We start from the raw sequence: 12,457 nt of genomic DNA, 5'->3' as shown, positions 1-12,457 counted from the left end.
TGCAGCCGGGGCAGTGGCGTCCTGGCTTGATCGAGTTTGGTCTTGAGGGCCTGCTGGCGCCCTCCAGGTCGCGCATGCGGGCGTTGAGCACGCGGGCGTCGCCGCCGGCGAGTACCGCGTCGACCAGCCGCTCCAGCCGCCGGTCGATGCGGGCGATCTCGCTGCGCATCGCTTTCCTGCTCGGCGTCGGCGTTGCCGCGCAGCCGGTTGAGTCAGCGGAACTCGGGCTGGACGGGCACCGGCCTCGAACAGCTCGGGGTTCACCAGGCCGGCCCTGGAAAAACGGTCGAGGATGGTCGCCTCCAGCGTGTCGCGGCGGATGCTGAGGCGGTTGGCGCAGGTGCCCTTGTTGCGGGCGCTGGCGCAGCCGAGCAGGCTCTTGCTGATCTGGACGTAGCCGCCGCCGCAGACTCCCGCACTTCACCAGCCCGGAGAGCGGGCGCGGCTGGCGCCGCTCCCACGGCGGCCGCTCGGCGTTGCGGACTGCTGTCTGAGGGCCCAGGGCGACCGCCTCCTGGCGTTCGACCGCGTCCCGCACAGCGGCTGCGGCACGATCCTGAGGTCCGGCTCGTCGCGGACCACCACCGCTCGGGGCGGGTTCAGCCGCGGTGAGACGCGCCGACCGGTGTCGGGGTCCTTATCTTCCGGCTCTGACCCAATCTCGGTGCACACCGAGGGTTCATCGTTCGGCTCCGATCAATCGAAGGCGCGAAGAAGATCGAGATTGGCACGGCCACATCTGCCGCTTGACGAGCTTCAGCTTGGTGGATCTGGCCTTCCGTCTGTCCGTTTGACCAAGGCCTGGACAGCGCGGCGGCGACCGCGCATTCCGTCGGCCTTCAGCCCCCCTGCGAAGGACGCGAGCAGGCCAGGTGGCGGCGTCCTGGAAGCCAGCGCTGCAGGTCCTCGCTCTTGCGCTGTCGGATCATCGCCTGGAAGCGATCGAACAAGTGGCGCGGCGCCGGCGGAGCGCCGGAACAGCGGTTTCGATTGTGGCGATCGTCACCGCGTCGGCTTTGGAAAGATCATCGCGGGCGACGGTCATCACGCGCGATCTGGCGTGATGATGGACATTTCAGCGGTCCGCAGGTTGGCGCTGTTTCAGCCCGTCGACGCCGTGTTGCCCATTCCGTGACGGAAATGACACGCAGCCGCCCTTGAAGCCAGCGCGCTTCAGGCGGCGCCAGAGTTCGGCACCATTTCGGCAGCCGGCAGCCCACTCCTCGTTCAGCCTGACGAGCCATGGCTCCAACGAGCTCTTGCGAATGCGGAATACGTCATCTCTTTCGCCGCACCACCCGGCGAACCACCTGCCGACCAGGCCGGTGCGGCGCACGATCGCCTTGATCGGCGTTCCTGCGTCGAAGAGGACGAGAATGGTCCGATTGGTCTCCTCGCGGCGGAGAAAGCCTTCGTACTGGATGCGCTCGGCGCAGGTCAAAAGCGCGGGGTTGATCTCGGTCGCGCCGAGCGCCTGACGGATCGATCGCATCGATCTGCGTACCGCGTCGAGGAACGCGCTGCCTCGCATTCTCCATCAGATGCCAACGATCGGCGACCTGCCGCGCTTCGGGCAATGCCCGGCTGAGGTTTGGTCCATAGGCGCCGCCGCGATCTCGCGACACGACGCGGCTGGCAGGCCGCGCCGCGGAGCTGCGGCCTCGACCGTCGCGGCCTCACGGTCAGGCAGCACGTCGACGATGCGCCGCCGCTCAAGATCGCAGACGATCGTTCCACAACGGTGCCCGCGGCCATGCCCAATCATCGATGCCCAACATCCGTCGGCTGCGCAATGGTTGGGGACCGTACTGCCCGAAGCAGCGTGTCCTTGCTGACGGGAACAAGAGCTGCCGCGCGAGACTTTGACCTGGGCGGCCGCCGAGGGCGAGGCCGAGATGACGGACAATGCCCTGCAGCCGTGAGGTCCGCCGCGCAAAGGGTTGCGTGATTCCGCCGTCAAACCGCTCGGCGAAGATCTTCCTCCGGCAACCGGCACCGCCGCATCGGAACCGTCTGGTCTCCAGGCGGATCCGGTCCGACGACCATGCGCCGGCAGGTCGGCCAGGCACCGCAAGTATCGGCCAGCGGACTCGCCTCGAGGCGCGACCACACGCAGGACACTCGGATGCCGATCGCGATCTCCGCGCAACGGCGACAATCTCGCCGCCATCACCGCGACATGTTCGACCCTCAGGCCTGACGGCAGCAGTGATTGAACGTGACAACTTGGCGCATGGCCAGGCTCTCCCACATATTGAGCGCGTTCTATATAGCTGCGCCACAATATACAGGCATCCTGCACCGAAATCGGAGTCAGAGCCCTTATTCCACGCCGATCCACACCTCGCGTCGCTGCTGTCCACATGCATAGGGGTAATCCCAGCGCGCCGCGTCGGGGAAGCCCTTTCTCAAACGCATTCTAAGCGGACGGAACGGTGTCCCAAGCGACGGCCCGAGTTAGCGTAGACCCATGAAGCGGACCATGCAAAGTCGTCCGCGAGCTCCGAAGGCCCTTACGAGCGTGGAGAGCCATATTCGCTGCGCATCTGCCGGGCAGCCCCGGAACAGCTGCGCGTGCTGGACCTAGTCGAACAGCTCGACATGGAGATCTCTGATACCCTCGGCCTCAAGAGCGGCTTCCGCAGGGCCTCGAAGATGATTCTGTACCTGTTGCGCAGCCACTTTCTGGGCCAGGTCGCGACAACCTCTTCTGCGTCGCCGCATCGGGCATGAGCTACGTGGCTCCTGCCATGGCCCGGTCGACCGGCCGCGGCCTGACCTGGTCATGATCCGACCGGCGCACCCGCAGCGGGCTCGTTCTCGTTGCATCCGGCCGATGAGCTGCTGCGGCGCTGGAGTCCGGCTCACGTCAGTTGCAGGAGCATCTGGACGAGCTGTTGCCGAGAGCGCCCCAGCCGACCCGCGGCGGCTTCGCCGCCACGGACGGGCGCATCATCGGACCGCCGGTGGTTCTCGACCGTCGCCTGGACGTAGGTCTGGGCCTGCGGCTGTTGCTGCACGCCGACCCGACGTTTACGGCGATGAACACGTTGAAGCGGCAGGTCGAGCTGATCCTGGGGACGCCCATCAGCAGCCGCGCGCTGTCATCGACCGGCTGCGCCTGCAGATACTGGAGAATGCGAGACTGGCAAGCTCGCGCTACGACATCCTGGCCTGCGATTTGCCGTGGTTCGGCGATTCTTCGCTGAAGGGCGTCCTGCGCCCGCTGGATGACCTGGGATCGAAGCGGGCCGGAACCGACTTGGCCGACTTCTACCCCGATGCGATCGCCAGTTCCTCCTACCTCGGTCGCTGTTATGGCATCCCATCGTCACCACGGCGGAAATGCTGGTCTATCGCTCGGACATTCTGGAGGCGCTGGATCTGGCGCCCCCACGCACGGCGGCGGACCTGATCCGGGCGCTCCCGCTTGTCAACCGGCCGCGAGAGCGGATGTGGGGCGTGTCGTGGAACGCCGCGCGGCACGCCCCTCGGCCAGCTTCATGATGATGATGGCTGCTTGGGCGGAGCGTGCTCAGGCTGCCGGAGGAACCGACGGGGCTTCGACGCACAGGTGGGTCGGGATTGGCGGCCTGAGCCGCAGTTTCTCTCTGACGAGGCCCTGGAAACGGCCGAGTTCATGCGCGCGCTGATGGACTGCTCGCCGCCGAATATCCTCGGCATGGCCTGGTACGACCGGGCAACGACCTATGCCCGCGGCGAGGCCGTTTTCGCCTATTCCCATTGCTGCTCGCGCCGGTCTGAGCTGAACGAAAACTGCGCCGCTTACGGCCGCACCGGTTACCTGCCGCATCCTGCCGGTCCGCGGGGATGGCCGATCACCCGCTCGGCGGCTATGTGCGCTGGCGATCCCTGCCAACATCGAGCCGTCGCGGGTCGACGCAGCGTGGTCGGCGATCCGCTCGCTGACGTCGCCCGAAGTGATGAAGCTCTTCAGCATGAACGGAAACCTTGCTCGCGCCAGGCTCAGCGTCAGCCGTGAAGCCGAGGTGCGCGCGAAATTCCGCCGATGATGGACGCCATCGACAGTTTCATGCCCGCGGCTACATGCGGATGTGGCCGCGACCACCGGTACCCGGCATCTCCATGCTGATCGAGATCCTCGGCGTGGAGGAGATCCACGACATGTTGCTGCACGGGCACCCGCCGCGCGCGGTGCTGGCGCGCATCCAGTCGCGAGTCGCGATGCTGTTTAATCATTGATATCGCGTTAGATATCCACTTTGGATTTTTTCGATCCAATCCGCGCGTCTTCGTTGTTTCCCCGACTGGGGGCGACTTCCTAACCTGTCGGCACCGTCGGATGGATGCGAGCGGGCGTGGCGTCGTGCTGCCGCTGCTGCGCGAGCGCCGAACCGACCGGATAACCGGGAGGAACGCGAATGAAGCGTTGGACGACATTTGCCGCGGCGATGGCGTTTTCGAGCGGTCTCGCCGCTGCCGCATCGGCCCAGGAATGCGCGGACGAGGACCGGCAGATCCTGACCGTATGGGACCAGTTCGAATACTATGGCATGACCGCTTCGCGGGAAGACCTGCGGTGGAGAAGATCCACCAGGAGTTCCAGGCCGAGCATCCGTGCGTTGTGTTTCGCGCTCGGTGTTCGGTGGCGGTTTCCCGGATCCGCAACGCGGTCGAGTTGGCCCTGACGTCGGGCGAGGCTCCGGACGTGTTCTACAGCTGGCCGTCCGGCGCCGGGCTGACCGCCTATGCCAACGCCGGCTATTATCTGACCGACCTGACCCCGTATGCGGAGCAGTACGGTTGGTCTGACCGGCTGCCGCAATGGGCCATCGAGCGCAACTCGTTCCAGCAAGCTCTCTATGCGTATCCGTGGGAGCAGGACCTGGAATACGTTTACTACAACACCGAGATTTTCGCCGAGCTGGGCCTTGCAGCCACCGCAGTCGTTCGAGGACGTGTTGGCTTGCGCGACACGGCCAGCGCGGCGGGCCTGATCCTGATTTCGCTCGGCAACCAGGATCTCTGGCCGGCCAGAACATGTGGACGGACGTGACGGCGCTGGCTGGAGGCCGGGAGGTGGGCCTCGCCCTGCTGCAAGGCCGGCAGCCGTGGAACTTCGGCAGAGCCGCTCGAAGCGCTACAACTGATCTTGCAGATGGTTGAGCACAGCTGCTTCAGCCCAGGCTTCAACGGCACGTCCCACAACGATGCCCTGTTGCAGTTCTATTCCGGACAGGCGACCGCAATCTGGACCGGCACCTGGGTGATCCATACGGTCATAGAGAACATGCCGGAGGACAAGCTCGACATCTTCTACATGCCGCAGTTCAAGGAAGGGGTGCCGCAGGCCACACACATGTCCGAGGCTCGGCCTGGTACATCTGGTCCGACGAAGGTGCCTGGACTCGCGTGGCCGGAAAGCATCGACTTCGTGTCCGATCCGCGCTGGCTGGAAACCTGGGTCACCGAAGGCTACACCATCCCGATCCAGAAGACGCCGATCGACTTCGCGGCATACGGCATCGCCGGCGTGGTTGCCGACGCCTTCGCCACCGGCGCGGCGATGCAGGATCGCAACGTCGATGCGTTCCACACCACGGCGCCGCCGCGGGTGACGTTTGTCATGTATAACGACATCCAGGGCGCCGACCGGAGACACGACGCCGGCACCTCGCCAAACTGGACGAGCAGATGCAGTCGGCGACCGACGCCGGCGAAGTGTGGGAGCCGTAAGCCCGCAATGAGATCCCGACGGCGGGCCGCAGCTTCGCGGCCGCGCCTCCCGCAGATCCGAAGGCGGTCATGCCGAACAAGAAGCGCGCGCCATATGTGTTCCTGGCGCCGGCCCTTCTCTACCTGGCGCTATGGATTTTCTATCCCATCGCACAGAATGCCGTGCTCAGCACATTGGCGCCCGAGGCGGGCCGGGAATCGGCGGTCCATTTCGTCGGCCTCGGCAACTACGAGCGTCTGATCTCCGACGACCTGTTCCTTCGTGCGCTGTCGCACAATCTGATCTGGGTCGCGCTTTCGATCGTCGTGCCGGTGGCGATCGGCCTGGTGCTGGCGGTCCTGCTGGTGCATCGCCGGGCACGACTGTTCTACGCGACCGTCTTTTTCCTGCCCGCGACCGTTGCGCCGATCATGGCGGCAATCATCTGGGGCTGGGTCTACAACCCGACATTCGGCGCGCTGAATCAGGGCCTCGATCTGATCGGACTGAGCAGCCTGGCGCGGCCCTGGCTCGGCGACGCTGGGTCCGCGCTGGTCGCCGTGAACATGATCGGAAGTTGGGGCTACTACGGCTTCTGCACTTTGATTTTCCTCGCCGGCCTGCAGGGGATCGACCCCGAGATTTACGATGCCGCGCGCATCGACGGCGCGGGGCCGCTGCAACAGTTCTGGCGCATCACCATCCCGCTGCTGCGGCCGACCATCGTCTTCGTGCTGGTCTACACCGTCATCGGCTCGATGAAGTTCTTCGACATCATCTACGTCGCCACCAAGGGCGGCCCGGACAACGCCACCCAGATCGTCGCCGTCTACATGTTCGACCTGTTCATCCGTCAGGGCCAGGTGCACTACGCCGCGGCCATGAGCACGGTGCTGACCGCCATCATCCTGGCTCTCAGCGTGCTGCTGCTGTGGAACGCGCGGTCCCGCGCGGCACGGATGGCCTCCTGATGAACCGGCTGCTCAACGCTCTGGGCGCCAACGCTGTCCTGGTCCTGTTCACGATCATCTCGATCGCGCCGGTCTATCTATTGTTCGTCACCTCCCTGAAGTCGCAGGGCGAGCTGATCGCGAGCGTTTTCGCCCTGCCAGAGGACCCACGCTGGCACAATTACGGGCTGGTGCTGGTCGATCGTGGCTATTACCAGGCCGTTCTCAACAGTCTGCTGGTGTCTGGCGCGGTCACCGGGCTGACCATCATCCTGTCTGCGACGGCCGCGTTCGCCTTTGCGGTCTACGACTTTGCCGGCAAGCAGGTGCTGTTTGTCCTGGTGCTGGTCGGGCTGATGGTCTCCGAGGTCTCGATCCTGATCCCGGTCTACAACCTGCTGAAGGACTGGGGCCTCCTGAACAGCTATGTCGGCATGATCCTGCCGCTGATCGCGCTGGGGCTTTCATTCGGCATCTTCCTGATGACGACGTTCATGCGCGAGGTGCCGCGCGACCTGCTCGACGCCGCCCGCCTGGACGGATGTAACGACCTGCAAATCCTGATCCGGATCATCGTGCCTGTCAGTCTGCCGGGTATCGGCGCGCTGGCCGTGATCGAATTCCTATGGGCCTGGAACAGCTTCTTCCTGCCGCTGGTCATCGCGACCCGTCAGGACCTGATGCCGCTCAGCGTCTCGGTGATCGATTTCATGGGCCGTTTCACCTTCAACTACGAGTTGGTCGCGACGACCTGCGTGATCATGTTCGTGCCGATACTGCTGCTTTACATCGTTACCCAGCGCAGCTTCCGGCGCGGCGTGACCATGGGGGCGATCAAGTGACCGGCCTGCCCGCGCAATTTCCTGCCAGCACATATGTCGGAAAGGGAACGGCATGACCGAGCCATTGGCGCAACACTGCATTCCGATCGATATCGTCGATCCCCTCGGCCTCGGCAGGGTGGCCGAACCGGTGGAGTTCTGCCTTGCGTTCGACCGCATCCGCCCGAACGAGCGCGGGCTCGTGGTCACCGATGGCAACGGACGGCGGATGCCGGTACAGATCACCGCGTGGCATGTCGGAGCCGATGGTGCGCAGGCGTCGGCCACACTGTGCCTGCCGGTCTCCATGGCGCGCGGTGAGGTGCGGCAGAGATACGTGGTTTGGCTGTCCGAGACTCCGCAGGACGGAGCACATGACGGCATCCGCATTCTCGACCCGCAACTTGCGGACGGATACCGCCGTCTCAATACCGGCTGCTATGAACTGGAACTGTGCACCGGAACTGCCCGTGGCGATGGTGCAAGCAAGTGGGGCATCCGCCATTTCGAGCAGACCAGCCAACGGATCAACCTGATCGCCGGCAACGCGAATGCCTTCGGTGGCGTCTACGGCCCGTTCTTCACGCCCGAAAACGGTCTGATCAACCCCCCGGCTCACGCCGTGGCACGTTTCGACATCATCTGCGAAGGGCCGGTCACCTGCCAATATCGAATGAAGGTCGACGTGCCGGACGGGCTGCGCCCGGAACTGCATGGCAAGTCGATCGAGGTGATCTGGCGCTTCTACCACGGAACGCCGCTGTTCACCCGCACCTACTTTGTCGACGACTTCGACACCGAGATCGATGGCCGCCGTTGCGCCAACCGCATTACCGTCGGCGACGAGATCGAGAGCGGCAAGTCGAACCTGCTGCTGTCGACGTACCGTCATAAGGGCGGCACCGCCTATCGCGAGGGCGACCTCTACGCCGAGATCCTGCTGGCGCGCCTTCGCGACCTGCAGGACCGGGAGCCGCAAGCGCTATCCCAGGCGATGGACCGGCTCGGCATCGACCCGACGCAGGACCCGTCCACCTGGCACTGGGACAATTACTGGCGCCTGTTCTGCGCGGTGGAACAGGCGCTGCCGCAGGCGGTGCTCGCCGCGGAGGTTGAGAAGATCTGGCGCTCGGCGAACCAGATCGTGTGGAGCGATCGGGACCACACCCTTGTCCACTACACCGACGATGCAGTGGAGGTGAACAAGGTGCCGCAGCAGACCATATTCGCGCTGGACGCGCAGAAAACCTGCGAATACAGCCCACGCACCGGCTATGCGTTCGTGCGCTACATGAACCGGGTTTCGCCGCGCATGCAGATCGTACAGCGCCACGACAGCGGCTGGGTGAACTGGGGCACCAACGGCGAAAACGAGTATCCCGAGCTGCCGTCGGGCTCGACCATCTGGGCTGCTTATGATCGCTTCGACGACTGGGAGGCGGTGGCGGACAGGATGGAAACACCGCTCGCGGTCAGCGTGCGGCCGCTGGAGCGGTGCTACGATGTCTCGCCATAGGCGCAGGCAACAGCCGACAACGGGAGAAAGCTCATGAAGGCCGTGTTTCTGCCCGGCGATCGCCGCGTCGAGGTGCGCTCGGTCCCGGATCCGGCGCCGGGGGTGAACGATGTGCTGGTGGCGGTGAAGGCTTCCTGCATCTGCCGCAGCGACCTCAGCCTCTACTACGGCAATGCGGTGGTCGGTGGTGCGGCGGCGGGAAAATGCGTCACCGGCCACGAGCCGGCGGGAATCATCGAGGCGGTCGGCAAGGGCGTGACGCAATTCAAGGTGGGCGACAGGGTGGCGGTGTACCTGGCGCTCGGATGCGGCGCATGCGCATGGTGCCGCGCAGGCAACATGCACCTGTGCGGCCGGTGGAAATGCCTGGGCTTCACGGCTGACGGCGGCAACGCGGAATATCTCGTGGTGCCGGAGCGCAACTGCTTGCGGGTGCCTGAGACGATGTCGTTCGTTTCCGCGGCCATCTCCACCGATGCGTTCGGCACCCTGTTCAGCGCCTGCCGCAAACTCGGCGCTTCGGGCGGCGGCACGATCGGCATCTGGGGCCTTGGCCCGATGGGGTCGGCCGGCGTGCTGGCGGCGAAAGCACGCGGCGCACGCGTCATCGCCCTCGATCCGATTGCCGAGCGCCGGTCGTTCGCAATCGGGCTGGGCGCCGACGCGGCAGTCGATCCGACCGTACCGCAGGCGCTGGAGGAGCTGACAGAGCTGACCGGCGGCGCCGGTCTGGCCGCCGCCATCGACTGCTCCGGCAACGAAGCGGCCCAGAACATGGCGCTCGACGCGACTATGCCATTCGGCAAGGTGGCATTCATCGGTGAAGCGGCGCGAACCACGATCCGGCCCAGCGAGCAGCTCTTGCGCAAGCAGCTCACGCTGTTCGGGTCGTGGTACTTCAGCACGCACGAGTACGACGACATCCTGCGCACCATCCAGGAAAAGGACATCGACCTCGCGGTGCTGGCGACCCACCGGTTCGCGCTCGACGATGCGGAGATCGCGTTCCGCAAGTTCGACAACAGGGAAACCGAGAAAGCCGTTTTCACGCTGTAGGGAAATGACGGCGCATCTTTGAGAATGACATCAAGTCGAGGCCAATGTGGGCAAAGTGCGCAGGCTGGTCGCGTCGGTTCCAATTGAAGCCAACGCCGATGGCAATTTTGTGATGTGCTTCCCGGAAACGCCCTCGTTGTGAGTTAGAGTTTTCTGCTTTGTGAAGCGCTCCCCAACGCACCCTCGGTGGGCGTTAGAGTTTTCCGGCCTTGGTCAGCAATACGGGCTGGCTGCGTATGCTGATTTCATCAGCGCTGCCGGGACGTTGTGCCCGATCACGCCATGTGGCCGTTGCTCGTTGTAGTCTCGACGCCAAGCCTCCAACTTTTCCGCGGCATCCGCAAGGCTCAGGAACCAGTGAGTGTTCAGGCATTCGGACCGCAGTCGGCCATTGAAGGCCTCTATGAAGGCGTTGTCGGTGGGCTTGCCCGGCCGAGAGAAGTCGAGGGTCACGTCGCGCTGGTAGGCCCACAAGTCGAGGTCCCGGGAGATGAACTCCGAGCCCTGATCCACCCGGATCGTCTTCGGATAGCCAATCCTGCAACAAACCCGCTCGAGCGTCGCAACCACATCCGCGCCACGATAGCTGAACCGCGGGTCGAGCACCGGCACATGAAGCGAGTAGGTGTCGACCACCGTCATCACGCGGATCTTGCGCCCTGTCGTCAGCTGGTCGTGAACGAAGTCCATGGCCCAGACATCGTTCGGCCCAACAGCCTCCGCTCGATCCGCGCGCAGCTTGGCCTTGACCCGCCGCTTCGGCGTCTTGTTGCGCAACTGCATGCCCAACTCCGTGTAGATCCGGCAGGTCTTCTTCTGATTGATCGACCATCCCTCCCGCCGCAGCAGGACATGCACCCGCCGGTACCCGAAGCGCACGCGAGTCTGGCAAATCTCCTTGATCCGCTGTTCCACAGCGGCCTGACCGGGTCGACGGGATTTGTACCGATAGGTCTTCGGGTCGAGCAGGATCACCGCGCACGCACGGCGGATCGAAATCGCCCAGTCCGATCGCATCACGTCGACCAGCGTTCTCTTCCGGCCAGGCCTCAGAGCTTTCGCTCGATCACGTCCTGCAGCATGGCCTTATCAAGCGACAGGTCGGCGACGATCTTCCTCAGTTGCGCGTTCCCCTGCTCCAGCTCTCGCAGGCGCCGCATCTCCGACGGTATCATCCCGGCGTACTTCTTCTTTCAATTGAAATAGGTCGCCTGGCTGATCCCTGCCTTCCGGCAGATCTCGGCCACAGACGTGCCCTATTCACCCTGCTTGATGATGAACGCCCTCTGCGCATCCGTGAACCGCGATGCCTTCATCCGTTCCGCTCCTCCTCCCAGCCAGGAAAATCGACACGGAAAACTCTAAACAGAATCGAGGGCGTTTCCGGGAAGCACATCAGTTGATGAACCATGGGGTGACTGCCCAGCAATCACCTCAGCAAGTCTAACCAGTTACCGTTTGCGGAACGGTCGTCCACAATTTCTACAATATTTCACTAGCGTCGGTAATTCCCAGGCGTTCGGCACTTCGTATGATGTGCGATTGCATGTAGTAACGCGCCTCGTCGGGGTCCCGGCGACGCAATGCTTCCAGTATTCTCTCGTGCTCGACAACCGGTTCCCATGCACGATTGTATTGGGTCTCGTACATCCTGACCGCATGCATGACAAGGGGTCGGAACGCCCGGTGCATATCGGCAAAGAGCCGGACCTCGGCGAACCGGACGATCATGTGGTGGAACTCGAAGTCTGTCGCTGCGCTTGCCTCCAGGTCTGCCGCCCGCGTCTGGCTCTTGAAGGCGCTCAGGTTGCGCTCCAGGAGCTGGATCTGATCGTCGGATATGCGCATGGCGGCAAGCCTCGCCGACTGGCTTTCGATCAGGTAGCGGAACCGCGAGATCTCCAGCTTCGGATAGGTCGCATCATGCGAGATGACGTCCATCCCGCGCATGATGTCGGCAAGTTCGCTCCGGGCACTGCCGCTCTCCGAGCGCTGGGTGGCGCCGCGCTGCCCGGCGAGCCAGAAGGTGCCACGGCCAGGCTCGGTCCGCAGCATGCCCGACGCCTCCAACTGGGACAGCGCCTCGCGCACCGAGGTTCGACTGACGCCGAGCTGCGTCGATAGCTCTCGCTGCGACGGAAGGCGACCGTCGTCGTCGATCGCGCCTTCCGAGATCATTTTCTCGATCTGCCGCGCCACGGTCTTGGACACCGGTGCCCAGTAGGATTTGTCCACGCCCAGGTCGCTTCCGTTGCTCGTGGTGCCGGTCAGACCGGACGGACCGCGTCTTGCTCTTCGCGTACCGCTCATATCAAGGCCAGGTACGCCGATTCGACGTTGACAGCCCCTTGTGCCCAATTAGAGTGGCAAACTCAGGGTGAATGTTAGCTGATTTCCGTCGACAGGGCCAACCAGC

10 protein-coding genes and 2 pseudogenes are annotated in these 12,457 nt (G+C 64.2%); 8 read left to right on the top strand and 4 right to left on the bottom strand.

Features of this window, described 5'->3' with window-relative positions:
• Window positions 1–679: 679 nt before the first annotated feature.
• Window positions 680–2,251: pseudogene (locus R3F55_01475) on the bottom strand (ISL3 family transposase).
• 323 nt (window positions 2,252–2,574) lie between these two features.
• On the opposite strand from R3F55_01475, the gene R3F55_01470 reads away from it, so the two are divergent.
• The 4 genes from R3F55_01470 to R3F55_01455 all read left to right on the top strand — a co-directional run bounded on the left by R3F55_01470 (window position 2,575) and on the right by R3F55_01455 (window position 5,038).
• Entirely contained in the window at window positions 2,575–2,733 is a 159-nt protein-coding gene (locus tag R3F55_01470; GenBank protein MEZ5666109.1) for a hypothetical protein, read from the top strand.
• A 140-nt stretch (window positions 2,734–2,873) separates the two neighbouring features.
• Entirely contained in the window at window positions 2,874–3,209 is a 336-nt protein-coding gene (locus R3F55_01465) for a hypothetical protein (GenBank protein MEZ5666108.1), read from the top strand.
• A gap of 431 nt (window positions 3,210–3,640) precedes the next feature.
• Window positions 3,641–4,003, top strand: a complete 363-nt coding sequence (locus tag R3F55_01460) for a hypothetical protein (GenBank protein MEZ5666107.1) — start codon at window positions 3,641–3,643, stop codon at window positions 4,001–4,003.
• A gap of 558 nt (window positions 4,004–4,561) precedes the next feature.
• Entirely contained in the window at window positions 4,562–5,038 is a 477-nt protein-coding gene (locus R3F55_01455) for an ABC transporter substrate-binding protein (GenBank protein ID MEZ5666106.1), read from the top strand.
• Between the two features lie 419 nt (window positions 5,039–5,457).
• Here R3F55_01455 and R3F55_01450 read toward each other — a convergent pair whose 3' ends face one another.
• Window positions 5,458–5,610, bottom strand: a complete 153-nt coding sequence (locus R3F55_01450) for a hypothetical protein (GenBank protein MEZ5666105.1) — start codon at window positions 5,608–5,610, stop codon at window positions 5,458–5,460.
• A 177-nt stretch (window positions 5,611–5,787) separates the two neighbouring features.
• Here R3F55_01450 and R3F55_01445 point away from each other — a divergent pair, with 177 nt between their 5' ends.
• Genes R3F55_01445 through R3F55_01430 form a run of 4 tightly spaced genes read left to right on the top strand, consistent with a single transcriptional unit; the run spans window position 5,788 to window position 10,041 of the window.
• Window positions 5,788–6,669, top strand: a complete 882-nt coding sequence (locus R3F55_01445; GenBank protein ID MEZ5666104.1) for a sugar ABC transporter permease — start codon at window positions 5,788–5,790, stop codon at window positions 6,667–6,669.
• Window positions 6,669–7,490 carry a carbohydrate ABC transporter permease gene (locus R3F55_01440; protein ID MEZ5666103.1) on the top strand — a complete coding sequence of 274 codons (822 nt, stop codon included), beginning with the start codon at window positions 6,669–6,671 and terminating at the stop codon, window positions 7,488–7,490. Before R3F55_01445 ends, R3F55_01440 begins: the two co-directional genes overlap by 1 nt.
• Window positions 7,491–7,542: 52 nt before the next feature.
• Window positions 7,543–8,985 carry a hypothetical protein gene (locus tag R3F55_01435; GenBank protein ID MEZ5666102.1) on the top strand — a complete coding sequence of 481 codons (1,443 nt, stop codon included), beginning with the start codon at window positions 7,543–7,545 and terminating at the stop codon, window positions 8,983–8,985.
• A gap of 33 nt (window positions 8,986–9,018) precedes the next feature.
• Window positions 9,019–10,041 carry an alcohol dehydrogenase catalytic domain-containing protein gene (locus R3F55_01430; protein MEZ5666101.1) on the top strand — a complete coding sequence of 341 codons (1,023 nt, stop codon included), beginning with the start codon at window positions 9,019–9,021 and terminating at the stop codon, window positions 10,039–10,041.
• Between the two features lie 213 nt (window positions 10,042–10,254).
• On the opposite strand, the pseudogene R3F55_01425 reads toward R3F55_01430, so the two are convergent.
• Window positions 10,255–11,357: pseudogene (locus tag R3F55_01425) on the bottom strand (IS3 family transposase).
• Between the two features lie 166 nt (window positions 11,358–11,523).
• Window positions 11,524–12,276, bottom strand: coding sequence for an FCD domain-containing protein (locus R3F55_01420; GenBank protein MEZ5666100.1), 753 nt, complete (start codon window positions 12,274–12,276; stop codon window positions 11,524–11,526).
• Window positions 12,277–12,457 lie beyond the last annotated feature (181 nt).

The organism is Alphaproteobacteria bacterium (genome assembly GCA_041396705.1).
GTDB lineage: Bacteria > Pseudomonadota > Alphaproteobacteria > CALKHQ01 > CALKHQ01 > CALKHQ01.
Note: the sequence above shows the minus strand (reverse complement) of the source record. Positions and strands in the feature narration are given on the sequence as shown.

Coding starts and splice junctions, on each gene's coding strand:
- R3F55_01440 (MEZ5666103.1), top strand. CDS start 6,669: ATGAACCGGCTGCTCAACGCTCTGGGCGCCAACGCTGTCCTGGTCCTG.
- R3F55_01460 (MEZ5666107.1), top strand. CDS start 3,641: ATGCGCGCGCTGATGGACTGCTCGCCGCCGAATATCCTCGGCATGGCC.
- R3F55_01445 (MEZ5666104.1), top strand. CDS start 5,788: ATGCCGAACAAGAAGCGCGCGCCATATGTGTTCCTGGCGCCGGCCCTT.
- R3F55_01435 (MEZ5666102.1), top strand. CDS start 7,543: ATGACCGAGCCATTGGCGCAACACTGCATTCCGATCGATATCGTCGAT.
- R3F55_01430 (MEZ5666101.1), top strand. CDS start 9,019: ATGAAGGCCGTGTTTCTGCCCGGCGATCGCCGCGTCGAGGTGCGCTCG.
- R3F55_01450 (MEZ5666105.1), bottom strand. CDS start 5,610: ATGACAAACGTCACCCGCGGCGGCGCCGTGGTGTGGAACGCATCGACG.